This window comes from Paenibacillus sp. P3E (assembly GCF_001909045.1).
In the GTDB taxonomy this organism is placed as follows: domain Bacteria; phylum Bacillota; class Bacilli; order Paenibacillales; family Paenibacillaceae; genus Paenibacillus_AQ; species Paenibacillus_AQ helianthi.
Map to the genome: position 1 here is coordinate 1 of NZ_LVWH01000114.1, position 25,387 is coordinate 25,387.

General features: G+C 47.9%; 29 protein-coding genes and 1 pseudogene. 29 read left to right on the forward strand and 1 reads right to left on the reverse strand.

Annotation, left to right across the window (positions count from 1 at the left end; genetic code table 11):
- The first annotated feature begins 41 nt into the window (after positions 1-41).
- The 20 genes from A3842_RS10190 to A3842_RS10285 all read left to right on the forward strand — a co-directional run bounded on the left by A3842_RS10190 (position 42) and on the right by A3842_RS10285 (position 17,831).
- Complete coding sequence (locus tag A3842_RS10190) at positions 42-614, forward strand: TetR/AcrR family transcriptional regulator (protein WP_074101297.1); 573 nt, start codon at positions 42-44, stop codon at positions 612-614.
- Between the two features lie 639 nt (positions 615-1,253).
- A complete protein-coding gene (locus tag A3842_RS10195; RefSeq protein WP_074087633.1) occupies positions 1,254-1,841 on the forward strand; it encodes an RNA polymerase sigma factor in 588 nt (195 codons plus the stop codon).
- 152 nt (positions 1,842-1,993) lie between these two features.
- The gene (locus tag A3842_RS10200; RefSeq protein WP_143186235.1) at positions 1,994-2,440 is read left to right on the forward strand and encodes a hypothetical protein; all 447 of its coding nucleotides are present in this window, start codon (positions 1,994-1,996) and stop codon (positions 2,438-2,440) included.
- A gap of 156 nt (positions 2,441-2,596) precedes the next feature.
- Entirely contained in the window at positions 2,597-3,184 is a 588-nt protein-coding gene (locus A3842_RS10205) for a histidine phosphatase family protein (protein WP_074087635.1), read from the forward strand.
- A 90-nt stretch (positions 3,185-3,274) separates the two neighbouring features.
- On the forward strand, positions 3,275-4,360 hold the full coding sequence (locus A3842_RS10210) for a hypothetical protein (protein WP_074087808.1): 1,086 nt from the start codon (positions 3,275-3,277) through the stop codon (positions 4,358-4,360).
- A 107-nt stretch (positions 4,361-4,467) separates the two neighbouring features.
- Positions 4,468-4,974, forward strand: a complete 507-nt coding sequence (locus tag A3842_RS10215) for a gamma carbonic anhydrase family protein (RefSeq protein WP_074087636.1) — start codon at positions 4,468-4,470, stop codon at positions 4,972-4,974.
- A gap of 18 nt (positions 4,975-4,992) precedes the next feature.
- Complete coding sequence (locus A3842_RS10220; protein WP_020427670.1) at positions 4,993-5,172, forward strand: IDEAL domain-containing protein; 180 nt, start codon at positions 4,993-4,995, stop codon at positions 5,170-5,172.
- Between the two features lie 192 nt (positions 5,173-5,364).
- The gene (locus A3842_RS10225) at positions 5,365-5,784 is read left to right on the forward strand and encodes a DUF2487 family protein (RefSeq protein WP_074101301.1); all 420 of its coding nucleotides are present in this window, start codon (positions 5,365-5,367) and stop codon (positions 5,782-5,784) included.
- A gap of 224 nt (positions 5,785-6,008) precedes the next feature.
- Entirely contained in the window at positions 6,009-6,563 is a 555-nt protein-coding gene (locus tag A3842_RS10230) for a Rieske (2Fe-2S) protein (protein WP_074087638.1), read from the forward strand.
- A gap of 5 nt (positions 6,564-6,568) precedes the next feature.
- Entirely contained in the window at positions 6,569-7,240 is a 672-nt protein-coding gene (gene qcrB / locus A3842_RS10235) for a menaquinol-cytochrome c reductase cytochrome b subunit (RefSeq protein WP_020427667.1), read from the forward strand.
- A gap of 30 nt (positions 7,241-7,270) precedes the next feature.
- Positions 7,271-8,146 carry a menaquinol-cytochrome c reductase cytochrome b/c subunit gene (locus A3842_RS10240; RefSeq protein ID WP_074087639.1) on the forward strand — a complete coding sequence of 292 codons (876 nt, stop codon included), beginning with the start codon at positions 7,271-7,273 and terminating at the stop codon, positions 8,144-8,146.
- A 93-nt stretch (positions 8,147-8,239) separates the two neighbouring features.
- Positions 8,240-8,887, forward strand: coding sequence for a DUF1405 domain-containing protein (locus A3842_RS10245; protein WP_074087640.1), 648 nt, complete (start codon positions 8,240-8,242; stop codon positions 8,885-8,887).
- A gap of 56 nt (positions 8,888-8,943) precedes the next feature.
- Positions 8,944-9,837 carry a sporulation protein YpjB gene (locus A3842_RS10250; RefSeq protein WP_074087641.1) on the forward strand — a complete coding sequence of 298 codons (894 nt, stop codon included), beginning with the start codon at positions 8,944-8,946 and terminating at the stop codon, positions 9,835-9,837.
- A gap of 271 nt (positions 9,838-10,108) precedes the next feature.
- Positions 10,109-11,464, forward strand: a complete 1,356-nt coding sequence (locus A3842_RS10255; RefSeq protein WP_074087642.1) for an extracellular solute-binding protein — start codon at positions 10,109-10,111, stop codon at positions 11,462-11,464.
- Between the two features lie 23 nt (positions 11,465-11,487).
- Positions 11,488-12,390 (forward strand): carbohydrate ABC transporter permease, encoded by a 903-nt coding sequence (locus A3842_RS10260; protein WP_083609549.1) that lies wholly within the window; start codon positions 11,488-11,490, stop codon positions 12,388-12,390.
- Positions 12,391-12,403: 13 nt separating this feature from the next.
- On the forward strand, positions 12,404-13,339 hold the full coding sequence (locus tag A3842_RS10265; protein ID WP_167374673.1) for a carbohydrate ABC transporter permease: 936 nt from the start codon (positions 12,404-12,406) through the stop codon (positions 13,337-13,339).
- 47 nt (positions 13,340-13,386) lie between these two features.
- A complete protein-coding gene (locus A3842_RS10270) occupies positions 13,387-14,451 on the forward strand; it encodes a LacI family DNA-binding transcriptional regulator (RefSeq protein ID WP_074087643.1) in 1,065 nt (354 codons plus the stop codon).
- A gap of 21 nt (positions 14,452-14,472) precedes the next feature.
- On the forward strand, positions 14,473-15,462 hold the full coding sequence (locus A3842_RS10275) for an N-acetylglucosamine kinase (protein WP_074087644.1): 990 nt from the start codon (positions 14,473-14,475) through the stop codon (positions 15,460-15,462).
- On the forward strand, positions 15,452-16,756 hold the full coding sequence (locus A3842_RS10280; RefSeq protein WP_074101302.1) for a 6-phospho-beta-glucosidase: 1,305 nt from the start codon (positions 15,452-15,454) through the stop codon (positions 16,754-16,756). The genes A3842_RS10275 and A3842_RS10280 overlap by 11 nt, the downstream gene beginning before the upstream one ends.
- A gap of 37 nt (positions 16,757-16,793) precedes the next feature.
- Complete coding sequence (locus tag A3842_RS10285; RefSeq protein ID WP_074101304.1) at positions 16,794-17,831, forward strand: glycosyl hydrolase family 18 protein; 1,038 nt, start codon at positions 16,794-16,796, stop codon at positions 17,829-17,831.
- Positions 17,832-17,925: 94 nt separating this feature from the next.
- On the opposite strand, the gene A3842_RS10290 is transcribed toward A3842_RS10285, so the two are convergent.
- Positions 17,926-18,801: a YitT family protein gene (locus A3842_RS10290; protein ID WP_074101305.1), complete on the reverse strand. Its 876-nt coding sequence runs from the start codon at positions 18,799-18,801 to the stop codon at positions 17,926-17,928.
- 207 nt (positions 18,802-19,008) lie between these two features.
- On the opposite strand from A3842_RS10290, the gene A3842_RS10295 reads away from it, so the two are divergent.
- The 9 genes and pseudogenes from A3842_RS10295 (at position 19,009) to A3842_RS10330 (ending at position 25,382) form a co-directional block, all read left to right on the forward strand.
- Positions 19,009-19,338, forward strand: coding sequence for a nucleotide pyrophosphohydrolase (locus tag A3842_RS10295; protein ID WP_074101307.1), 330 nt, complete (start codon positions 19,009-19,011; stop codon positions 19,336-19,338).
- A 59-nt stretch (positions 19,339-19,397) separates the two neighbouring features.
- Complete coding sequence (locus A3842_RS10300) at positions 19,398-19,919, forward strand: tetratricopeptide repeat protein (RefSeq protein ID WP_074087649.1); 522 nt, start codon at positions 19,398-19,400, stop codon at positions 19,917-19,919.
- Between the two features lie 37 nt (positions 19,920-19,956).
- The gene (gene dapB / locus A3842_RS10305) at positions 19,957-20,760 is read left to right on the forward strand and encodes a 4-hydroxy-tetrahydrodipicolinate reductase (protein ID WP_074087650.1); all 804 of its coding nucleotides are present in this window, start codon (positions 19,957-19,959) and stop codon (positions 20,758-20,760) included.
- A gap of 15 nt (positions 20,761-20,775) precedes the next feature.
- Positions 20,776-21,198 carry a methylglyoxal synthase gene (gene mgsA / locus A3842_RS10310; RefSeq protein WP_074087651.1) on the forward strand — a complete coding sequence of 141 codons (423 nt, stop codon included), beginning with the start codon at positions 20,776-20,778 and terminating at the stop codon, positions 21,196-21,198.
- Positions 21,195-21,914 carry a bacillithiol biosynthesis deacetylase BshB1 gene (bshB1, locus tag A3842_RS10315; protein WP_074101309.1) on the forward strand — a complete coding sequence of 240 codons (720 nt, stop codon included), beginning with the start codon at positions 21,195-21,197 and terminating at the stop codon, positions 21,912-21,914. Before mgsA ends, bshB1 begins: the two co-directional genes overlap by 4 nt.
- 87 nt (positions 21,915-22,001) lie before the next feature.
- Entirely contained in the window at positions 22,002-23,159 is a 1,158-nt protein-coding gene (gene bshA, locus A3842_RS10320) for an N-acetyl-alpha-D-glucosaminyl L-malate synthase BshA (RefSeq protein ID WP_074087653.1), read from the forward strand.
- Positions 23,160-23,200: 41 nt separating this feature from the next.
- Positions 23,201-24,004, forward strand: a pseudogene (locus tag A3842_RS33765) (CCA tRNA nucleotidyltransferase); the annotation flags it as partial.
- Between the two features lie 93 nt (positions 24,005-24,097).
- Entirely contained in the window at positions 24,098-24,592 is a 495-nt protein-coding gene (locus A3842_RS33305; RefSeq protein WP_256701650.1) for an HD domain-containing protein, read from the forward strand.
- A complete protein-coding gene (locus A3842_RS10330; RefSeq protein ID WP_074087655.1) occupies positions 24,582-25,382 on the forward strand; it encodes a biotin--[acetyl-CoA-carboxylase] ligase in 801 nt (266 codons plus the stop codon). The genes A3842_RS33305 and A3842_RS10330 overlap by 11 nt, the downstream gene beginning before the upstream one ends.
- Positions 25,383-25,387 lie beyond the last annotated feature (5 nt).

The window sequence follows — 25,387 nt, forward strand, 5'->3', positions numbered from 1 at the left end:
ATTAAATGTATTAAAAAAACGTGGGATGTGAGTGAAGCGGTATGAACAAATTTGAAATCAGAACACAAATCAAGAAAGATGCGATCGTTGCAGCCGCCCTGAAGCTTTTCCAGGAAAAAGGCTTCATAGACGTCAGTATAAAAGACATTGCCGCTGAATCCGGCGTATCCTCTGTGTCACTATATAACTATTTCGGCAACAAAGAAGGGGTAGTCAGGGAATGTGCGAATGTCCTAATGCAGAATACCGTCCGCAAGGCCAAGGAACTTCTGGGCCAAAATATAAATTTTAAAGATAAAATGCTCCAGGCTTTGGAGATTTGTGCCGATCAGGATTATCACTTACTCACTTCCCCGGGCGCAGTTGGGGATCAGGTGTTGTCTAGTCTGTACAATGAAAACACAAACCGGATCAGAGTCGAAATCATAGAGGAGTTCATCGGGGTGGGGAAAAAGGAAGGGGTTATTGATGCTTCTGTTTCTATGGAAACCATATTGGAATTATTAACAGTGTTTGGGGCGATCCAATCGTCCTGGGCGAAAACTGAAAATTACAAGGATAAAATGGTAGAGCTTAACCGGCTGCTCTTGTTTGGATTAATCGGACGGTCTTAAATACAGGATTTGAACCGGCACGGGGCGGAAATTAGAAAAATCTATCTTTTTACGCTAATGGCTGCTAAAAATAGACAAAAAAAAGACCGCTTACATAATAAGCGGTTACAGTTCACAATTTCTTGGAACCGTGTAGTATTTGGATAGGAGTGGAGAGAAACCATACTGTACTTTTATTATATGTATCCGTTTACATTTTGTCAACCCTTTATTCAAAGATAATAAAATAATCTTCAGAGGCAGTTTTCAACACCAGGTAATTACAATGACTGTACACGCTAATCGGTGGTCATCCTGAATTTGATGGCAACGCATCTCCAACGTAATTCGACGCTAAAAGTCTATTAATGTCATCCTTCCAGATTGTATGATATACTAGGTTAAGTATGTTTATAGATTTCCAGTGTTCAGCAAGCGACCCGGTATTTGGCTGCCCGGAAATTAATGGATGTGTATTTTTGTTTCTGTATCCACTTACAACATGCCTTATTTTTTGGGTACATGAATATACATAGGAAGTATTGCGTTTTTACAGAGCAAAATTTGAGCAATTACCGCAACTTTTTGAACCTCGGCCGGTATAAGAATTATGGACCGGACGGGATTACACGTGCAAGGGCGAGGAGGGCCGAACTCACCATGACGGATTCCCAGTTGATCCAGCTAATCAAGCAAGGAAATACAGAGATATATTCAGAATTAATGCGGCGCTATCAACGTAAAATATTGGCTTTTGTCTACCATATGCTTAAGAATTCCCATATGGAGCTTCTTGCTGAGGATCTGTGCTCGGAAACCTTCTATAAGGCGTTCCGGAGCTTGCATTCCTTCCGTGAAGTAGATGCATCATTCTCGACGTGGCTGTACACCATTGCCCGTAATACTGTGCTCAGTGAGCTTCGCAAGAATCGTGCCGGAAACATATCTCTCGAAGAAAGCGGATATACCCCGGTCGCCCCGATTGAAGTGGCTCCGGAACAGGCTGCCCTTCGCAAAGAACGAATGAATCTGGTACGGGAAGCGATTAATAATCTTCCGGAGAAGCAGCGGTCTGCGCTGATACTGCGGGAATATGATCAAATGGACTACCAGGAAATAGCTGTGATTCTGGATCAGAGTGTCAGCTCCGTGAAATCATTATTGTTCCGTGCCCGGAGCAGTGTGAAGCTTCAACTCGAATCCTATTTTTATGAGCCTGAACCAGAAGAGCAGGCTGAGAGGGTGTAAGGCCTATGAATTGCAGGGAAGCGCAGGATTCCATTCCGCTGTTGTGGGACGCTCCCCCCACGGATCCCAGGCGGTTCAAGCTTGAAAGGCATATTGCGAATTGTTCCTACTGTTCCGCTGAATGGGCGTTGTGGCAGGAGAGCAGCCAGCTTATGCTAGAAACACAGATTGAAGTCAGCGAAGAACGTGCGGAGGCTGTGAATCTTCGGGTGATGGAGCGGATTTATCTGGAAAGTCCCTGGCTGTTGCCGGGAGATGGTAAATCTGCCGGAAATTCTGCCGTTTTCCGCCGTAGGCTAAGTCTTTGGATTGCCTGTTTCTTGGCTGTTTTTATATCCAGTTTTCTGTATTTTACAATGTTCAGAATACCCGCCAGTACTTCAGAGGCACAGAGCGGGATTGTGGAGACCGGCGTAGCTGGTTTGTCCTTGGATTGGTCCTCCTCATATCCTGCCTCTGAATCGGGCGGAGGCATCATTGAACCGCTAGTGGTAAGCATGGGGCCAACGCACCCGCAATATTGGATGGTGCTCTCCATGCTGGGTATAGGCCTGTCGATTTTTTTACTGTATCGTTTGAATCGTTACCGCAGACAATAAAAAGCTCACTTTACTCCAGGGTAAAGGGGGCTTTTTTTATATTCAAGGATTTATTTGATTTTAGCTATACATCATCCTACTTCAAAAAGAAGACATTTGTTTTCATTCGTGTTACATTATTAAGCAAACATAAATGGAAGGGCAGGGTGATAGGCGATGCTGATCGGCTTAATACGCCACGGGCTGACCGATTGGAATGCGGAAGGCAGAATACAAGGACAAAGCGACATTCCGCTTAACGACGAAGGCCGGGGGCAGGCTGAGATGCTGGGAGACCGGCTTCTGCAGGAAACGTACCGTTGGGATTTCTGTATCACCAGCAGTCTTTCCCGTGCAGCAGAGACTGGAAGAATTGTGGCAGCCAAGCTGGGAATTCCAATGCTGGAACCGGATGATCGCATCCGTGAACGTGCCTATGGCCAGGTTGAGGGGATGACTGCTGTACAGCGTGAAGAGAAATGGGGCAAGGATTGGAACCAGTTGTCTCTTGGACAAGAAACGGATGATCAACTCCAGGCGCGAGCCCTTGCTTTTATGGAGGAGATTGCTGAGCGTTATCCGGAGAAAAATATCCTTGTCATCTCGCATGGAGGTTTTTTAGCGCAGCTCTACATTGCCTTGTACAAAGACAAATATTCTGAGCGTCTGGGGAATCTATCGCTAACCATTCTGGAGAAGAAAGAGATGGAATGGAATCCGCTGCTATACAATTGTACCCGTCATATTCTTCAAAACCAGCATTAACCCGACCCTTCGGGTTATTTTTTTTGTGCAATCAGGAATAAAAAGGGCTGTATTTCCCATAATGGTAGTAAAACGGTGAGGCGATAAATGATGAATCTGGCGGATATGCTTAACTTTGCGGACATTGGTCAGCTTACCGCCATTGCGGGACGCTACCAATGTGATTGCAAACGAAATTCCAAACATGATTTGATTCAGAGTATATTGATCACACTGGGAAGCCGCCAATTCATGGAGTCCCACATTCGGGAGTGTGCTCCAGAGGAACTGCGGTTTCTGAATACCCTGCTGTTCGACGAACGCAGCCAGTTCAGTCTTGAGGATTTGCTCGCAGCTGCAAGGCAGGCGTCCTTCGATACGGACCCTGGCAAAAACGGAGGATACCGCGAGATGGTGGCCAGGTTCAAAAATGCCGGTTGGCTCTTCAGAGGTGCTTCCCAGCAAAGCAGGTATTTGTTCCGGGTTCCACAGGATCTGAAGTTGCGTTTCCGCGAACGTATGGGTGAATATATCAGGGAACAAATTTCACCAATAAGCGAGCCTGCAATCTACCGGAGCGAAGGAGAGATGCTGGCAGAAGATCTGCTGCTCTTTATGCGTTATGTCAGGGAGAACGAGCCGGAGCTAAACCAAGAGGGTGCGATGCACAAGAGATACCAGCAGGGTGTGATGAACGCTATCCAGATTCCCGAGCCTCTCTTGGGTAAAGGCGGCTGGAAATTCGGCTATGGAAGAGCCTGTGAGCATTATCCTCCTAGACTTGCGCTTATGGTTGATTACGCCCGCCACCGCCGCTATACTTCCGAGGAAGGCTTTCGGCTGAGGCTTACATTGGCGGGGGAAACACTACTGGAGCAGGAGAAATCTGAAAAGCTGATGCAGATATACGCCTTTTGGTTAAAACTGTATAAAGGCGCTATACCAAATCTGCCCTCCCTCATATACTGGATAAGTGTAAGTGCAGGGAAATGGGTCACTGTGGCTTCACTTGTTGAAGGTCTCGGCTGGTTAGTCAAACCCTTTTATTATGATGATGCCGCTTCAATTCTGGAACAGCGCATCCTTCGGATGCTGCTTCATTTGGGGATGCTTCGGCTGGGTGAGACACCTGAGGGTCCGGCTGTGATGATGACCCCATGGGGGATGGAGGCGGCTGTGCCTAAGCAGCTGCAGTAGATAGTCCGAGTGCAGCTGTAGACTTGGGGAAGTGACATAGGCTTTTTTAGCAGAAGCGGGCGGTTCAAATTTTGAGTTAGTATTGAACGCGCACTAGGGGGAGAAGAATGCGGATTGCTTATGGGAATTACATACCGCAGCTTGACGAATCTGTATATGTGGCGGAAGGTGCGAAGCTTGTCGGTGACGTTAGGATAGGGCGTCAGTCGAGTGTCTGGTTCAACGCGGTATTACGCGGGGATTTGGCCCCGGTAATCATTGGGGATCGCTGCAATATCCAGGACGGGACTGTGGGGCATGTGGCTGATGGGCTCCCGCTGGTGCTGGGTGATGACATATCGGTGGGCCACTCTGCGATTATCCATGGATGCAGGATAGGCAGAGGCACATTAATTGGAATGGGTGCAATTGTATTGAACGGTGCAGAGATTGGTGAATATGCTTTAATAGGAGCCGGATCAATTGTAACCGAAAACAAAATCATACCACCCTATACTCTGTCATTAGGTTCACCTGCCAAAGTGGTCCGTGAATTAACGGAACAGGATCTGCAGCGGATGGTCCGCACAAGCGAGAGTTATGTACTAAAAGCAAAAGAATATGGAAGGATCTAAACAGCGGAGGTGTATCGAATGGACAAAATGAAGGCTACCTATGAAGTGATGCTAGGACTTGCGGCAGAAATGGTGTGGGATGAAGCACTGCGAAAGCGTCGTACCGACATCTTGTACCGGGAGATCGACACGGCGCTGGCTGCCGGAGATAAGACGGCGTTTCGCAATCTGACGGAGGAACTGAAAAGTTTGGCATGAAAAAATTACGGGAAATGCGCCTGGCGCATTTCTTTTTTTGGAATATAAGGGTTTATATGGCTCACGCTATTAATCATCCTTCTATTTCTCACTGAAACGGATACCGTTCCTTGTAGTACGGTAAGCCGTTTCTACTAGTTACTATGATATTTATAGCAAAAAGTGTAAACCTTAGAAAAGGGGTGAACTGTAATGAAATTCAGTGACTTTACTGTGGATAGCTGGTCGGAAAACCGCAGGTTTTTTGATACCTGTATAATCCCGTTTACAGGACTTAGGGGCACGGAGAGCCCGCCTGAAGTGGCTGAAGCTCTCGAGAGACTGCGGGACTTTCTGGACCTTGCTGAAAAACCGTTTCAGGGGCGTGTTGTCACTTACCCGGCTATACAGTATACAGGAGCTGAAAGTTTGGCTTATGTAAACGAGATTTGCCGGAAAGTCAAATCCAGTAGCTTCCAGTATGTGGTTGTGCTCAGTGCAGATATTCCACTGACTACCTCTGAAATTTATGAAAGCGATTTAGTTCTTTCTCCGCCTGACATTAGTGTGTCTCAGAGTAAAGTATTTGGAAGCTATGTCAGAGATGAAATCGCAGCATTGTGGCTTAAATAAAACTGGGGTAAATGTGACGAAAAATCAACAATTCATGCGAAAACGATAAAATGTCACCGTCACAATTTAGACAATATTCTTGACGGGTTTTAGTAGCTGGGCTATGATTAGATTGAACTTATGTCATGTGATAATTATCATTGAAAACGTATTATTAACAGAAATTTGCTTTATATCTACACTGCAGGTGCCTTCTCAAATGTGAAAAGGGGGTTACACACCATATGAGCAGCCATAATGAGGAGCATGAATCATTCCCGCAAGGACCTCCCACCCGGAAAGAGATGTCCCGGAGGCAGTTTTTAACGTATACGCTTGGTGGGGCAACCGCATTTATGGGTGCAGGTGCGATTCTGCCAATGATCCGTTTCGCGGTAGATCCGGTATTACATAAAAAGGGTGCGGGTGAATTCATTAAAGTTGCGGAAGCAGCCAAGATCACCGATGTTCCTCAGGAGTTTACCTTCGAACTCGCACAGCAGGATGGATGGTACGCCAGCACAGCTACACTGACAGCGTGGATCCGAAAAGACGAAAACGGAGATATTTATGCGCTTTCACCCGTCTGCAAGCATCTCGGCTGCACGGTGGGCTGGAATAATGACAAGGCCTATCCGGATGAATATCATTGCCCCTGCCATGGAGCGAGATATACGAAGCTGGGCAAAAACCTTGCCGTTGCGCCCAAGCCCCTTGACCAGTACAAAACCAAAATAGATGGGGATTGGGTCTATCTGGGCGAGATCGTTCCCAATACCGAGGTTAAAAAGGAGGCGTAGATCTGATGTTTAAGAATGTCTACAACTGGATTGATGAACGTCTGGATATTACGCCGATCTGGCGAGATGTTGCCGACCACGAGGTTCCTGAACACGTCAATCCGGCCCATCATTTCTCTGCCTTTGTGTATTGCTTTGGAGGACTCACTTTTTTCATTACGGTTATTCAAATTTTATCAGGTATGTTTCTCACCATGTATTACGTGCCCGATATTATCAATGCTTATGCCAGTGTGGAATATTTGCAGACCAAAGTAGCTTTTGGTCAAATTGTGCGCGGTATGCACCACTGGGGGGCGAGTCTGGTTATTGTTATGATGTTCCTGCACACGATGCGGGTATTCTTTACCGGTTCCTACAAAGCGCCGCGTGAGATGAACTGGGTAGTGGGGATGCTGATTTTTTTCGTGATGCTGGGCCTCGGTCTTACCGGCTATCTGCTTCCATGGGATAATAAAGCTTATTTCGCTACCAAGGTTACACTGGAGATTGCCAATTCCGTACCGGTCATGGGGCCGGTGCTGAAGGAGCTGATGCAGGGCGGCACCATCGTTGGTGCGGAAACGCTGACCCGTTTTTTTGCCCTCCATGTATTCTTCCTCCCGGCGGTCCTGCTTATTCTGCTCGTCGGACACTTTATTATGATCCGCAGACAGGGTATTTCTGGTCCGCTCTGAGCCCTGACCACAGCTAAAGGAGGAAATGCAATGGCTCACGGAGACAACTCCAAAGAAAAGATTGTTTATGTGGGAGATTCCCGGGTACGGAGAGGCAATGGCTTCATCACGCCACCGGATTACACGGCTTACCCCGGCAAATCGGAAGCCTTTATCCCTAACTTTCTGCTTAAGGAATGGATGGTAGGCGTAGTGGTGCTAGTAGGCATACTTGTCCTGACGATTTCTGAACCGGCTCCATTAGGGTTTCCGGCAAATGCCAGTGCTACAGTCATTCCGATTCCCGACTGGTATTTCCTGTTTCTGTACCAGTATTTGAAGCTGCCCTATGCCTCTGGCGATTATATCGTTCTGGGAACGCTTGGTGTGACAGGGGTAGCCTTTGGTTCGCTGCTGCTGGCTCCTTTTCTGGATACGGGCCGGGAACGCCGCTTCTACCGCCGTCCTATAGCCTCCTCGCTGATGTTCCTTTCCCTGGCTGCAATCATTTATCTGACCAATACGGCCTGGACGGAATACAAGCATGAAATGGCTGAAACCGGCCAGATTCCTGAGGATGTACAGCGTGAGGAAAAAGCGGCTGAGAACAGGGCGAAGGGGTTACCGACCACCAGCGCTGTCCAGACGAAAGAAATTGCTATCGTCGACAAGGACGATCCAGCGATGGCATTATATAAGCAGGCTACCTGTATCTCCTGTCATGCGGTTGATATGAAGGGGGGCGGAGGGCCGCCGTCACTGAGAGGCGTGGGAGACACCCATGATAAGGAAGCCATCCTCGCCATTATTAAGAATGGCCAGGGGCAGATGCCTCCAATGTATGATACTGCGATGTCAGCAGGTCTTAGCGAGCAGGATATCGATAGTCTGGCGGGCTGGCTTGCCAAACAAAAAAGCGAACAGTAAAATAATGATAACGCACAAACCTGATCGAGCCTGCGGTCGGGTTTTTGTATGCATTCATACCAAGCTGCCACATTCGGGAGGTTAAGATTGTATATGCCGGTTCACTGGTTTGAGAAATTATTTAAACACCGGGGAGTCATGTGGCTGCTCTTCATTGTGAATTTCCTCGGAACCATTTATGGATACATATGGTATGGTAATCAATTGGAATTCACGGCAGAAAATTATCCTTCGTGGCTGCTTCCGTTCGTTCCGGACAGTCCGACGGCAAGCTTGTTCTTTACACTCGCTTTGCTGTTGCTGCTTTTTCCACCCAAAGGGATCAAAGGAATGCTCGTCCGTGAGCTAATAGAAGCTCTGGCTGTTGTTACCTCGGTCAAATATGGCATATGGGCTGTCAGTATCATCTTTGCCGGAGGGGTTCAGGGAGATACAATAAGCCTGAAGGATTGGATGCTGGTCGTTTCGCATACCGGCATGGCGGTTGAGGCACTGATCTACGCCCGGTTCTTCTCCTTCCGCAGAATGCTGCCGCTGGCACTGCTATGGGCTTTTGCCAACGATATGGTGGATTATTCGGAAGGTGTGTTCCCGTGGCTGCCGAATGTGCTCGAAGATAACGTAATCGGAGTACAATATTACACTATCGCTTTAACCTTTCTTAGTACTGCTGCAGCCTGGATATTCGGAGGCAGATCCAGGAAGTCTAAACGGCTGGACAGGCCTCCGGTCAGGGGCTGAAAGATGTTCTAACTCTTGTCCTCCTGCCATACATTTAGGGGTAGGAGGGATGTCTCATGCCGTGCAGGACATATAGGGTGCTGACTGGATTGATGTTGTGCTGGCTGCTGGCCGGCATGAATGCTGGGACCGTTAATGCGGAAGCAGCAATGCAGGGGAGGGACGGCAGTCTTTCTGTTCAATCAGGAGATGCTGCAGGAAGTTATGCGCCGGCGCTCACTGCTAAGAATGCTGCCCAGCGGCTGGATGAAGCGGCCGAGGCTTTATATGGTTATGTGCTGGAAGGCGACGTGGTGAAGGCTAGACAGGAAAGCGGGAAGGTTTCACAGATTTTTGTATCGTCATCTTTTGAGGGCCTGACTTCTGTGGAAGGGATCAATGCGTTGTCAGATGTTATTATTGACTTAAAGGCGGCACTTGCCGCAGCGCAGGTTGATCCGGAGAAATGGGAAGCTGCCGCAGCAAAGCTCCGGCTTGCTGCCAACAGTCTAAACCATCCGCGTCAGCCGATGTGGCTGCAATATTATAAGCTGATCCGCGAGGATCTTAACGATATGGAGCGGAGTGCCGCAGCGAATGATCTCAAAAGCTGGCAAGCTGCACTAGAACGTCTGCAGAGCAGGTACGATAACATCCGTCCTGCGATCATCATTTCCCGGCCCCCGGAAACGGTCAATGCGTTTGATTCATGGCTGTCCTACGCCGCCGGAATTCCTTCTGCCTCACAGCCTGTGGGCCGCGCACGGCTACTGGAGATTATCTCTTACGGGCAGGATGCTGCCAGAGTACTGTTCGGCAAAGAAAGGGATGAACCTGCTTTGTCGCTACCGTTAGCATCGAAGGAATATGGAATTTGGGGAATGCTCGTGGCTATGTTTATTTTATCATCGCTTCTATATGCCGGTTACCGTAAATACCGCGGTGAAAGCCAGGAGTGGAAGCCGGTTTAGACAATGTGGAGAACTAAAAGTAATAAATATAAAAAGAGTGCAGGCGGGGATCGTCTATACTCTTTTTTTCTACTTTAACTATAAAAGTGATGTAATTTCAAAAGAAGATTAATAATCATACATATGAAATTTTTTTTCGAGTCAGGTTATTTGACATTAAGGTGGTTGACACTACCAATAAAAGGGGTTACTATGTAGCTATAAAGTATAAACGTTTATACTTTTGAGTGAATAAGATCGCAGAATGCTCAACAAACAAGGAGGGATATATTTGAAGAATCTTAAGCTGAGAAGTATTGTTTCATTTTTAATGGTTACTGTTTTTTTATCAGCCTGTAGCGCCGTTCCAACCAAAACGGATGGTACTAACACTCCGTCCAATGCTAAAACATCAGGATCTGATTCATCTAAGCTCAGTTGGGATAAGGTTAATGACCCTTCGTTAAAAGGTCAGGAGATCAACGTTCTTGTTGTCGATACGGATGGGAAAATTGGAAAGATATTTAAACAATTCACAGATGAAACAGGAATTAAAGTGAATGAGCTTGCCGTGGACTATAATTCTCTGTATGGAAAAATTACTACAGCAGCTTTATCTAACTCCTCTGATATTGATGTTTTTGAAATGGACACCATTTGGGCAGGTCAATTCTTCAAAGGGAATATTGCTGAAGATTTAACGAATATAGTTCCAGAAGATGTACAAAAGAAGTACACGAAATCCTCGCTCTCATCCGCCATGTTTGATAATCATCTGATTGGTATTCCTTACTATTCAAGCACCAAACACTTTTACTGGAATAAGGATTTGCTGAAAAAGGCAGGTTATGAAGCTCCACCGAAAACCTGGGATGAATTTAGAGAAGTGTCCAAAAAGCTTACAACCAACGGCGTTTACGCTTCTGGCTGGTCATGGAAACAAGCGGAGAGCCTAATTTGTGATTATGTGGGCATGGTATATGCTTTTGGCGGGAATATGATTGGGGATGACGGTAAGCTTATTGTTAACTCCAAGGAATCCATTCAAGCGCTGCAATATATGTCTGACTTAATAAATACGGATAAAACAGTTGATCCTGCAAGTATGCAATGGACAGAAGAAGATGTTAAGAATGCTTTCATGGCAGGTAAGATTGCAATGATGAGCAACTGGGAGAACATGTATCCTGACCTAAATGATCCGACTAAATCCAAAGTTGTGAACCAAAGTGATGTGGGTTTATTACCTGGACAAGGAAGTATTGTTTCTTCTTCAGTGACAGGCTCAGAAGGGATTGCAATTATGAAGTCCAGTAAAAAGAAGCAAGCAGCGCTCGCATTCTTACATTGGATAGGCTCAAGAGAGTTTCAGATTCCATTTTATTCGATTACGGGTACTTACCCTTCACTGGAAGAACTTTATTCTGACCAAGAGATCATTAAAGCTGATAAGACGAAAACATTGGCAAAAATTATGCCGGAATTTCAATATGGGCACAATCGTCCGAATGCTCCTGGTTATGTGGAATGGGCAGATATTTTATCAAGTCAGGTTTACTCTGGGTTGATGAAGCACCAAACACCGGAGCAATCACTGAAGGAAGCTTCAAGGCTAATCGACGATGCAATACAAAAAGCTGCTAAGTAAAGCCGGGTCTGGAGGGGAAGCAAGTGCAGAAAATTTTAACGGTTTCAAAGAAGGAACGTAAAGATATCCTCTTTGCAATTCTCTTGTTGGCACCTACGCTTTATCTCTTGTTAAGAATATTTATCCTTCCGATCATGCAATCACTTGTTTGGAGCTTTTTTAAATATAATTTAATGGATGGTTCAGCTATTGAGTACGTTGGTCTAAGGAACTATGTTGATATTTCGGTGCTGAATGACTTTTGGATTTCAATGAAAAATACAAGTTATTTCACCGGCTTCTCTGTGCTGGCGGAATTGGCTATCGGTTTCATCTGTGCCCTCCTGCTGAACCAAACCTTCACTGGGAGATCGTTCTTTAGAGGTATCATTATTATACCTTGGGCTATGCTTACGTTAGTTAACGGCTTGCTGTGGAATTCTATCTATCAACCTGGTTATGGTGCTTTGAATAACATCCTGCATCAATTGCATCTGCTGGAAGCTGGTACGAATCCGGTTTGGCTCTCTAGCTCCACCAATGTTGTGTTTTTTGCGGCCATATCGGATATTTGGAAAATGACGCCATTGATGACCTTGCTGCTGTTAGCGGGTATGCAATCCATTCCGGCCTCCTTATATGAGGCTGTTGTGATTGACGGAGCCGGTTTTTGGAGAAAAGTATGGCATGTGACCCTGCCTCAGATTAAGCCTTCTCTGCTGATTGCATTGGTGTTGCGAGTGATTGGTGCATTTAGGGTTTATGATATTTTAACGGTTTTTACGGCGAATCCGAATACTTCGGTTAGCTATTTAACCTATAATTTTGCCTTCCGATATTTTTACTTGGGCAGGGCTTCGGCGATGGCCTGGATTTCCACAATTTTCATCCTAATATTAATTACCATCTATATGGTGCTGTTGAAAAGACAGCAGAAAGAACAATAAAGGGGGAACAGTGTTGAGGAGAGCAGCGAAAACGGCCCATCCGTGGAGGATTCGTATATTTAAAGTCAGTCCGAGTGAGCTTATCCCTCCTTTCTATTTATGGATTGGCCTCTTACTACTAACGATATTTACCCTTCTACCCTTTCTGTATTTGATTACTTCTTCCATCAGCCAGACCCAGGAGATTATTTCAGGGCATCTATTCCCTGATCTGCCGACGATTCAGAACTATTTGAAATTGTTTCAAGGCGATATAGGGAATGACTTTATTCAAGCTTTGGAGAATAGTATAACAGTCTCCTTATGGACCACCGCGGTTACGATTTTTGTTGGCCTATTTGCTTCTTATGCGTTAGCGCGAATTAAATTCCCGTTCCGGGTAACGTTACTCTTTGTAATATTAGCCATGCAGCTGTTACCATCCATCAGTATCATAGTTCCCTTATATATTATGATGAGAGAGGGCATCTCGATTTCGATTCCATTTACATCTATGGTTATCCTGCATACAAAACCTCTCTTAGATACAACATGGTCATTGGTGATTGCTTATATCGCAACGGGCCTACCCTTTGCAATCTGGCTAATGACCGGGTATTTCCAATCCATCTCCAAAGAGATGGAAGAAGCTGCTTATATGGATGGGTGCAGTAAAATAAAAACCATGCATAAAATCATTTTGCCACTGGCACTGCCTGGCGTTGCTGCTACAGCAATTTTCACTTTTTTAAATGCCTGGGATGAATTTATTTTTGCGAGTGCGTTTACCCAGACCTATGCGTCCAAGACGTTGCCCATTGCCGTGCGAGAATTTATTGGAAAACACAGCATAGACTGGGGCTTGATGACTGCCGGAGGATTTGTTGCTTCGCTGCCACCTGTAATTCTTTCCCTATTTTTGTTCAAATACATCGTTAGCGGCTTGTCAGATGGGGGAATAAAAGAGTAAACTTAAGGAGGTTTTAAATATAAACGTTTATATAAACGCAGCGGCTGATGTCAGATTTCATCAATGAAACCGCTGAAACAGGGAGATTGATTACGATTAAAAAGATCAGTATTTTAGATATCGTGGAGAAGTCAGGGGTTTCGCTTGTTACTGTATCCAGAGTGCTGAATAATGTGCCCACTGTTCGTGAAGAAAATCGCCAGAAAGTATTGCAGGCTATCAAAGAACTCGATTACCGACCTAACTCAGCAGCACGCAGTTTGGCACGGGGAACAACGGGTTTAATCGGACTTACGCTGATTACATTAAATGATACGGTATTCGATGGTATCGTACATTCTGTAAATGAACACTTGGAGGAGAATGGTTACCTCTTGGCGCTGTCGGTATCCTCGCCTAAAGAGGAAGAGGCCGGAAAACAAAATAGCTTTTTGTTTCAAGAGGATCGTGTAGACGGCATTATTGTGCTCTCTCCTTTGAACGAGAAACAAGTTATTTTGGAGCTGAAGCGTAAGAAAATTCCGTTCGTTATTATTGATAATCACTTAGAGAGTTCAAAAGCTCTAACAGTGAATGTGGATAATTATGCCGGAGGTTATAAAGCGACCAAGCATTTGCTTGACTTGGGTCATACTCATATTGCTCATGTCAGCGGACCGGAGCATTTTCTCAGTGTCAGGGAGAGAAAGCGTGGATTTGCAGAGGCATTGGAACAAGCAGGGGTAGCTCCATGCATTGTAGCCCATACCGACTTCGGTATTCGCTGCGGCTATGAGATAGCAATGGGATGGATACAACAAGGAATCCTTCCAACGGCTGTGTTTGCGGGGGATGATGCATTGGCACTTGGGGTCATGGATGCCTTCCGTGCCCATGGCTACCGCATACCAGATGACATTTCTATTATAGGTTATGACGATCAGGTATTTGCCTCTGAAATCCATCCGCAATTAACAACTGTGCGGCAGCCTACGGAGCAAATGGGGAAAGAGGCAGTTCGGCTTTTGCTGAAACTCATCGAAGGTTCGAAGCGAAACAGTTCTGTGCTTCTACAGCCCGAGTTACTGATTAGACAAACAACAGCTAACTACAAACATAGAGAAAAGCAATAATAGTCGTAGGGGTGAGATCAATTGAACTACTACTTGGGTGTGGATGCTGGCGGCACGAAAACTTACGCTATCATTACGGATGAGTCCGGGCGCTGGCTGGCAAGTGGTACTAGTGGCCCAGGCAATCATCAGATTAACGCAGATATAGCAAATGCAAATATTAAAGCTGCCGTATTCCAGGCTTTGAATCATGTACATCTTCAACCTGCAGATATAAGAGTAGCTTGGTTCGGTTTGGCAGGGGCAGATCGGGAAGCGGATTATAGGGTATTAACGCCAATGATTCAGCAATTTGGCTTTCCTGATTTCCATATTGTATGTGATACCATTATCGCCATGCGTGCGGGAACGACTAAGTCATATGGAGCTGTACTTGTATGCGGGACCGGTATGAATGCAGCAGGGATTGGCAAGCAAGGTGAGACGGTTCAGTGTGGCGGATTTGGGTATTCATTTGGTGATTTTGGAGGGGGTGAGGAGCTTTCCATTGAAGCGTTCCGGACCGTGATTCGCGCCTGGGAAGGGCGCGGTATGCCCACCCTGCTGACGGGTTTAATCCCTCAGGCCCTGGGTTATGGTTCAGTAGCAGAGATGTTTCATAGTTTTCTTGACCATCATAAGCGTATTCCATCTGACTTGACGAAGCTGATCTTCGATGCGGCAGCAAGGGAGGACAATGCTGCTATTCAGATTTTGCAAAGACAAGGTACTGAATTAGGCTTATCGGCTAGGGCTGTTATAGAACGTTTACAGTTGCAAGGGGAGAACTTCGATCTCGTGCTGGCCGGAAGCGTATTGACAAAAGGCAGCAGTGAGTTCATCCATCCTTATATTTCCAAAGAGGTCCTTGAAGTTGCACCGGGTTGCCAGTTGAAGCTTTTGACAGTGGAACCGGTGGTGGGTTCAATTTTGCTTGCGATGGAGAAAGACGGAATAACGATCACATCTTCGATTTATGAAAAGTTAGATGAAATAGCTGACATCAAAGGAGTTGTCTGCAATGGAAAATAGATTAAAAATTGCTGTGATTGGCGGGGGGTCCTCCTATACCCCGGAATTAATTGAAGGAATTATTCTCAATCATGCGCAGCTGCCTGTATCCGAAATCTGGCTGGTAGATATTGAGGCGGGCAAACACAAGCTCGAGATTGTGGGCAATCTGGCAAAACGTATGGTTAAAAAATCAGGGTTGCCCCTTGATGTTCACTTAACGCTCAATCGGCGTGAAGCATTGGATGGGGCGAGCTTTGTATCGACTCAGATGCGTGTTGGCCTTCTCGAAGCCCGAATCTGGGATGAGAGGATTCCGCTGAAATTTGGTGTGATTGGACAAGAAACAACAGGGCCCGGGGGTATGATGAAAGCCTTGCGAACCATCCCTGTTTTACTTGATATCTGCAAAGATATGGAGGAGCTGTGTCCGAGTGCTTGGCTGCTCAATTTCACGAATCCTGCAGGTATGGTCACTGAAGCTATTCATAAATATTCAAGCATCAAGACGATTGGCTTGTGCAATGCCCCAACAGGAGTCTACAAATGGCTGTCTGAATTATTCGAGGTTCCGGCAGAGCAGATTTATGCGGAGTTCGTTGGCTTAAATCATTTGCATTGGGTAACCCAGGTAAGTATCAACGGGGAATCCAAGCTAGAACAACTTTTCGATCTCCGCGAAGGGTACTCAGCGAAAAATGTGCCGCAATCCGAATGGAATGCTGACTTCATTCATGGATTAGGTGCTATTCCGTCCTATTATTTGAAATATTACTATTTAACAAAGGAAATGCTAGAGGAACAATTAACTTCCTCAGCTAAAGAGGGGACCCGTGCGGAGATTGTGAAACGTCTGGAAGACGAGTTGTTTGAACTGTACAAAGATCCAGACTTGGCGGAGAAGCCCGAACAGCTTGCGAAGCGAGGAGGTACTTATTATTCTGAAGCCGCTGTAAATCTGATGAAATCACTCTATAATGACACACGCGATATTCAAACGTTAAACGTGGCGAACGGCAGAACGTTGGACTTTTTACCGGCTGATGCTTGTATTGAAGTTAATTGTGTGGTTACCAAGCAGGGGCCGATACCTTTACCTGTATCCCGTGTTCCGGTTTCTGTAAAAGGACTGATACTAGCTGTAAAAACCTATGAACAACTTGCTATTGAAGCAGCTGTACATGGGGACCGAAGCTTAGCGCTTCAGGCATTGGGTCATCATCCGCTTATTCCCTCGGTAAATGTTGCCGATAGCTTGTTGAAGGAGATGCTAGAGCAGAATAAAGCGTTCTTACCACGGTTTTTCCAAAGTTAGAAGGGTGGATTTAATCAAACGAAGGAGGAGAAGTCAATTGAAATCCAAAGGACTAGTTAGTTTGTTCGCAGCTGCTGCACTCATCATAACTCTATGTACCGGAACAGCAAGTAAAGCCAGTGCATCTTCCACTATTATCTTGGGCTACTACACGAACGATTCATCCACGGCCCTTACCGATTATCACAGTTACTTGAATCAAATTTCAACGGATACATTCAATACCGATGCCAGTGGCAACATTGTTGGAGGCGTTCCTGCCCAGGCAGTAGATTATGCCAACTCCGTTGGTGTTCTCCCTTACGCTTTGGTTTCAAATTATGGATCAACGGATTGGGATAGCAATGCAGCTCACCAAGTGTTAACGAATGCCGCAATAAAGCAAAAATTGATTACCAATATGCTTTCTTTAGTAAAGACGAATCACTATAAAGGCATAAACATTGATTTTGAAGCCGTCTTGCCAAGCGACCGCGATGCAATGACCATTTTTGTTAGGGACGTTGCCAGTACAATGAAGGGACAGGGATTGCTGACTATGGTTTCTGTACCTGCTAAGTCGGTCGATGATCCTGCTGATGACTGGACCGGTGCTTTCGATTATGAGTCTCTTGGCACTTATGCAGATATCATTCAGGTGATGACCTATGATGAGCATGGTGTATGGGCAGATCCAGGTTCGGTAGCGAGTAAGCCATGGATTACTGAAGCTCTTCAATTTGCTATCACTTATGTGCCTTCAGAAAAAGTACTGATGGGTATTCCGGTTTATGGGAATGATTGGAATCTTTCGGATAAATCCAATAGCAGCAACCGTTTGATCCCATGGAAAAATATCCCTCAGCTGATCTCGAGCACCAAAGGCAAGCCAGTAAGAGATAGTGCATCTGGATCCATGACTTTCAAATATACAGCGAAAGACGGCTCAAAACATGTCGTCTGGTACGAAGACGAAACAAGCATCAAGACCAAAACTCATTATACACTTTCATATGGCCTTGCAGGTGTCTCTGTTTATGCAATGGGGGAGGAAGATGAGAGGTTTTGGAAAGCAATAGCAGCCGGTTTAAAATAAGCGGTCGGTAGAGAAACAACGTAAAAGTAATGGCTATCCCGGAAGGTCTGAACAGACTGGAGGGGATAGCCAATTTTTTTGGATGATATGTAGTTTAGGTTTCGCGGAATCCTTCTCCGTGTACATCATGGACATCACTGATAATGACAAACGCTTTGGGATCAACGGATTTAACCAATTGGCTTAGCCGGCGGATCTCCTGACGGGAGACTACGCAGTAGACCATGTATTTGGCCTGTTTGGAATATGCGCCTATGGCTGGGATCAGTGTTACGCCACGGTCCATTTCTGCTGTAATCAGATCAGCGATTTGCGGAGCATCGTCACTGATGATCGTGAAGGCTTTGGCGGCATAGGCACCCTCCTGGATGAAATCAATCATTCGCGAAGAGATGAAGACCGCTACCAGGGTGTATAGAATTTTTTCACGGGGAATATAGAGCAGGGAAGCGCCGATAATGATTACATCAACTGCCAGGATAATCTGCCCCATGCTCCATCCGAATTTACGTCCCAGAATTCTTGCTACGATATCGACTCCGCCTGTTGTGCCGCCAAAACGGAAAACGATGCCGAGTCCCAGCCCGAGCGTAACCCCCGCATATAATGAAGCAAGAATAAAGTCATGCTCGGTGCTGAAGGTGACAATCCAGCCTGCGTTAATCATCCGCTCGAACAGCCAGAGGAAAAACGACAATGCGCCGATTCCAACGCCTGTATAGGCAATTTGCCGTCCGCCAAGAACCTTCCAGCCCAGTAGAAAGAGCGGGAGGTTAAGCAGCAGGGTAGTTAAAAAGATGGGGATGTTGAAAGCATAGTTAAGAAGGATGGTTATCCCGGTTACACCGCCCTCCATCAATTTATTGGGTACGATAAAGTAGAGCAGACCAAATGCATATACAGCCGCTCCCAGCATGATTGGTGCTGCTGTTTTGACAATGGTGGAAGCTACTTTGGAAGATGAATTCATGTAATCCCTCGCCTGGCCCTGTTATGGGCATAATGTATTGGTAAACTTCTTTTATTGGTTGCTTTTCATGTGGCTATAGCATTCACCGAATGTCCGGGGCCTTGAAAAATGTGCAGTTGCCAAAAAAGATTTGTCTTCAAAACGTCTTTACGATAACATAGGGGCAAACAGAAGGCAAGAACATACAGGGGGGCGAAGAAACAATTTATGGATAAAAGTCTTGGTGACATACAGCGTGAGGTTGACGCTTATATCTCACAATTTAAAGAAGGTTACTTCAGCCCGCTGTCCATGCTGGCCCGGATGTCAGAGGAGGTGGGCGAGCTTGCCCGGGAAGTCAACCACCAGTTTGGCGAGAAACCCAAAAAGACAGATGAAGCGGAAAACTCGATCGAGCTTGAGCTGGGAGATATTCTGTTTATTACGGTTTGCTTCGCCAATTCACTGGGAATTGATCTAACCGAGGCCCACAATAAAGTGATGCACAAGTTCAATACCCGTGATGCAGGACGGTGGACACTAAAAAACACCGATTAGGCTTTTATAACATATGCTGTACCAAACGAACGGGATTTAGCCGTGAGGATGGTGGGCAAATGGATCATAACGATTATGTTAAAGCGGCATACCGATCAATTCTCCGCAGTGATTTTGCAGAGGCAATCACATTGTTCGAAGCGGCTATTGCAGCCAGCCCGGATGATGCCGAGGTCAGATACCGCTGCTCTATTACGTATGCCCGCAGCGGCATGCTTGAAAAAGCGCTGGAGCATGCACGGGCGGCGTTAAATCTGGATAGAGGAAAACCGGAGTATGGGCTTCACCTTCAGCATTTGCAGGCCTTGCAGCTTGTCCGGAAGGCCAAAAGGCTGCTTGAGGATGATATTACGGGGACTAATAACCCGTATCATCCGATTACCTTATTGAAGGAAGCGATTGTTCTTGACCCTTTGTACGGGGATGCATATGTATGGTTAGCCATCGCACACAGCCGGATGAATGAGCATGTGCAGGCGATTGCCGCACTTAAAGAAGTCATGTCCCTGCATCCGGATGATTCCGGGCTGCGGCAGCTTATGAAAGACCTTCAGAAATCATTGCAAAAGTATATGGGATAAGATAATTATCAACCAGTCATAGCGAGGAGGAATAAGGGTGAGTGACAAGATCAGGGTTATCGTCTCCGGGGCAGGAGGCAGAATGGGCAAAGAGGTTATTAAGCTGGTGCTGCAGGATGAAGAGCTGGAGCTTGCGGCAGCCGTAGACCGTTCAGCTAGCGGCAGCGACGCCGGCCGTTTGGCTGGGCTGGAAGAGTGCGGAGTTAAGGTTGTAGCTGATTTGGAAGCTGCCCTGGCGGAGAGCGGCGGAGAGGTTCTCGTTGATTTCACCACGCCGCAATCGGCTTATACCCATACTGCACTTGCTATTAAATATGGGGTGCGTCCGGTTATCGGTACTACCGGATTTACCACGGAGCAGATTTCCGAGCTGGACAAGCAATGCCAGGATCGGGGGATTGGGGGACTTATCGCGCCAAACTTCTCAATCGGAGCGATTCTGTTAATGAAATTTGCCGCTCAAGCGTCCAAATATTTTCCGCATCTGGAAATTATCGAAACCCATGGAGACCAGAAACTGGATGCACCTTCAGGTACGGCGATCAAAACCGCAGAGATGATTTCTGAAGCAAGGGAGGAACTTCGTCAGGGGAATCCTAAAGAAGAGGAAGTAATTGAAGGCGCACGGGGGGGCTATTACAACGGCTTTCGTATACACAGCTTACGGCTTCCGGGTGTTTTTGCACAAGAAGAGGTGGTTTTTGGCGGGTATGGGCAATCGCTCAAAATCCGTCATGATTCCTATGAACGGGCAGGCTATATGCCCGGGGTCAAGATGGGGGTCCAGAAGGTGATGGGCTACACCGGTTTGATTTATGGTTTTGAGCACTTTATTGAATAGACGGGGGATATCATCATGTTGAAAATAGCATTTATTGCGCATGACCGGAAGAAAGATGAAATGGTTAATTTTGTGACTGCTTATGAACATGTGTTTGTAGGGCATGAGTTATTTTCTACCGGAACTACCGGTCAACGTATTATGGAAGTTACAAAGCTATCTATTCACCGCTATATGTCAGGGCCGCTTGGCGGGGATCAGCAGATCGGTGCGATGGTAGCTACGGATGAGCTGGATCTGATTATTTTTCTTCGGGATCCGCTGATGGCGCAGCCGCATGAACCCGATATTACTGCCCTGCTTCGCCTGTGTGATGTATACGGCATTCCGGTGGCAACCAATATCGCGACAGCTGAGATTCTGGTCAAAGCGATTGACCGCGGCGATTTCGCCTGGCGTGAGCTTGTACATAAATACAAGCCGGGTGTGGATGAATGAAGCTGGACATTCTTGTGTTCGGTGCGCATGCAGACGATGCAGAAATCGGCATGGCGGGGACTATTGCCAAACATACTGCCGCCGGACTCCAGGTTGGGTTATGTGATTTGACCGCTGCGGAAATGTCATCGAACGGAACTGTGGAACGACGCAAAACCGAGGCACAGCAGGCTGCGGATGTACTCAGGGTTTCTGTGCGCACGAATTTGGGTCTTCCCGACCGTGGGCTGTACCTGACAGAAGAGCATCTGGCGGCAGTGACACTGGAAATCCGCAGATTTGCACCGGACATTGTGTTTGCACCTTATTGGGAAGACCGGCACCCGGATCATATTGCCTGCAGCAAGCTGGTGGAAGAAGCAGTGTTCAATGCCAAGCTCCGGAAGTATATACCGGACAAGCCTGCAGTGCCTGCTCCACAGCTGTATTTTTATTTCATTAATGATTTGGGGCGTACTGATCTTATTGTTGATGTGACTGAGCAGTACGGTCTTAAAGAGCAGGCACTGTCCTGCTACCGGTCACAGTTTGAGAAAACCCCGGGAGAGGATGTTGTCTCCACTCCCTTAACGGAAGGCTATATTGAACGTGTACGCTCCAGGGATATGCTGCTTGGACAGCGGAGGTTGATTCCTTATGCGGAGGGGTTCGCCAGCAAAGTGCCGTATGCTGTAGATCTGTTCAGTTCACCCCTCAGGCAGCGGTTGAATCAATAACCTTTCTAAAATGGTCATAAACCACTATAATAAATTCATATCATTACACGAAGTAATGAACTCAAGTCTTATGAAGGGGACGGAGCGATGGACCGGCTAAAAATAGGCATCACCTGTTATCCGTCTCTTGGCGGCTCGGGTGTTGTGGCAACCGAACTGGGCAAGCTTTTGGCCGAAAAGGGTCATGAGGTCCATTTTATAACACATAGTATCCCGTTCCGGCTAGGAACGTTTCAGAAGAATATCTTTTATCATGAGGTAGAGGTCAACGATTATTACGTCTTCCGTTACCCTCCTTATGATCTGGCGCTTGCGACCAAGATGGCCCAGGTGGCCAAGATGGTAGGGCTGGACTTATTCCATGTCCATTACGCAGTGCCCCACGCAGTTTGCGCCTATCTGGCCAAGCAAATGCTGGGCAATGATATCAAGGTAGTGACTACCCTGCACGGGACCGATATTACGGTACTTGGACAGGATGAATCGCTGAAGGACCTGATCCGTCTGGGTATTAACGAGAGTGACGCGGTGACGGCTGTTTCGCAGGACCTTATCAAGGAGACCCGCAAGGTTCTCGATATCACCCGTGATATCGATCTGACTTATAACTTTGTCGACAAACGTGTGTATTATCCCCGGGATGTGACCGATCTGCGGGAGGATTTCGCCGCACCTGATGAGAAAATTCTGATGCACATCAGCAACTTCCGTCCGGTCAAACGGGTATCGGATGTGGTGGATATTTTTGCCAAGGTTAATCAGGAGCTGCCGTCACGCTTGCTGCTGGTTGGGGAAGGACCCGAGCTGCCCAAAATCCAAGCTAAAATCTGTGAAATGGGACTGGAAGACAAGGTTCGTTTTCTCGGCAAGCAGGATGAGATCGCGCAGGTAATTTCCTTGGCTGATCTGCTGCTGCTGCCTTCGGAGAAGGAAAGCTTTGGTCTGGTGGCTCTCGAAGCGATGGCTTGCGGCGTGCCGACTATCGGTTCGGAGGCTGGAGGCATTCCTGAACTGATCCAGCATGGGAAGACCGGATTTCTGGCACCTATCGGAGATACAGCCGCAATGGCAAAATATGCGGTTAAGCTGTTGTCCGATTCCCGCATGGAGGAGCAGTTCAGACAGGCTTGTCTGGAACGGTCCTGTAATGACTTCAGCAGAGATGTGATCACTAATCAATATGAGGATATCTATTATAGGGTGCTAGGGCGCAAAGTGCGCGGATTGGATACAATCCAGAGTTAGGGAGTGCTTGCAATATGGACTGGACAATGGCGCCTTCCGGAATGGCCCAAGCGGCAAATGTAGTGTTATCAGCCCTGCTTGAGCATGGTCACGAGGCATACTTCGTTGGCGGCTGTATCCGTGATGAGCTTCTGGGGCGGCCGGTGCATGATATCGATCTGACGACTTCAGCACTTCCCGGAGAGGTCATGAAACTTTTTCCTCGCTGTGTCCCAACCGGACTTGCTCATGGCACCATTACCATTCTTCAGGATGGCTGGAGCTTTGAAGTGACGACGTACCGGACGGAGAGCGGGTATGCCGACCACCGCCGTCCGGAGCACGTCTTATTTGTAAGAGATGTGAAAGAGGATCTCCGCCGGCGTGATTTTACAATCAATGCGATGTGCTGTGGTCTTGATGGAATTAGAGTTGATCCTTATGGCGGAGCAGAAGATTCGGTACGACGCCTGATCCGCTGTGTAGGTGATGCAGAGGAACGCTTCGATGAAGACGCGCTTCGCATGCTGCGCTGCGTCCGCTTCGCATCAGTGCTTGATTTCCGGGTCGCCAAGAATACTTGGCGGGGTCTCCTGCGCCAGCGTGACAAGCTGGCGCACATTGCCGTGGAGCGCGTTCGCGCGGAGCTTGAACGCATCGTCCTCGGCCCGCATCCACAGCGAGGCCTCGGTCTGCTGGCGCGCAGCGGTCTGCTGCCGCGCGGCAAGGCGCCGTTCCCCTGGACCGGCAGCGACATGGCGGCAGCCGCCGCCCTGACGGCCGGGATCGGGGACCTGCAGGACGCCCACCTGCGGTGGGCGCTACTGCTGCATGCCCTGAAGCGGTCGGCCTCCGAGGCCGACGAGTTGCTGCGGGCATGGACGTTCCCGGGGGCGACGCGCAGCGCCGTCGCCGGGGTGCTGCGCGTCCGCGAAGCGTGGGACGCAGCGCTTGCGGAGGTGCCGCCTGGGGAACCCGGCGGCACGGAGGCCCTGCGGCGGCGCTGGATCGCCGCCGTGCTGGCCCACGGCCAGTCAGCCGCCGAAGGGTGGCTGACGCTGCTTGCGGCGCTGCCGGAGGACGCAGCGCCTGGCCTTGCTCTTGGTGCGCCTGCTCCAGGCGCCCCTGCCGCGCAGCGGCCTAACGCGCCTGCCCCAAGCGCCCCTGCCGCGCAGCGGCCTAACACGCTTGCCCCAGACGCCCCTGCCGCGCAGCGGTCTAACGCGCCGGACATCCCCGCTCTGTGGTCCTGGACCGCGGGGATGCCGCTTCATACCTTGGCGGAGCTGGCAGTGACGGGCAGGGAGCTGGCAACGGTACTACATAAGCGCCCGGGTCCGTGGCTGGGAGAGCTGTTGCAGCGGCTGCTCATGGCTGCAGCGGCAGGTGACATTCCTAATGACAATCGATTATTGCTTTTGGAAGCAAAAAGGATGGATAGTAATGAACAGTAATGAGAGGCTCCGGCTGCCTTGGGCCGGGCGGGACACTTTTGCATGCAGTTGGCTGGATCGTGTTCAGCTGCTGGAAGAGGTGGTATCTACTCAGGAAGAAGCCAAGAAGCTTGCCGAGAACGGTGCTCCCGAAGGTACATCCGTCCGGGCTGAAGAACAGACCGGCGGCAGGGGGCGGATGGGCCGGAAATGGCATTCCCCCCGCGGTAAAGGCATTTGGATCAGCATTGTGCTTCGTCCAGAGCTACCATTGTCACTAACTCCTCAGCTTACACTGCTGGCAGGAGTTGCCGTCTGCACAGCTATCCGTGAGGTTACTGGTGTACAGGCGGGGATTAAATGGCCCAATGACCTGCTCGCGGGCGGGCGCAAAATCTGTGGCATCCTGCTGGAATCCTCTCTTCGGGAAGGCGGTCTGCATTACTGCATTGCCGGAATAGGCATTGCCGTTAATTTGACGGAAGAGGATTATCCCCAGGAATTGAAGAGCATCGGCACCTCTCTGTTGATTGAAGGCGGAGGAATCCCTGTTGACCGTACAGTGCTTACTGAGGCTGTTCTGACTGAGCTGGAGTACTTATATATTCTTTACAGTGAACAGGGATTTAAGCCCATCAGGGAGTTGTGGGAGTCCATGTCCGTCACACTGGGACGCCAGGTCTGTTATAATACCCCGGAAGGACGCTGTGAGGCTCTGGCGGTGGGGCTCGATGATAATGGCGGGCTGCTCCTTAAGGATAGGACGGGTGCTGTAATGAGTGTGCTCTCGGGTGAGATTGAAATGATCTGAGATGA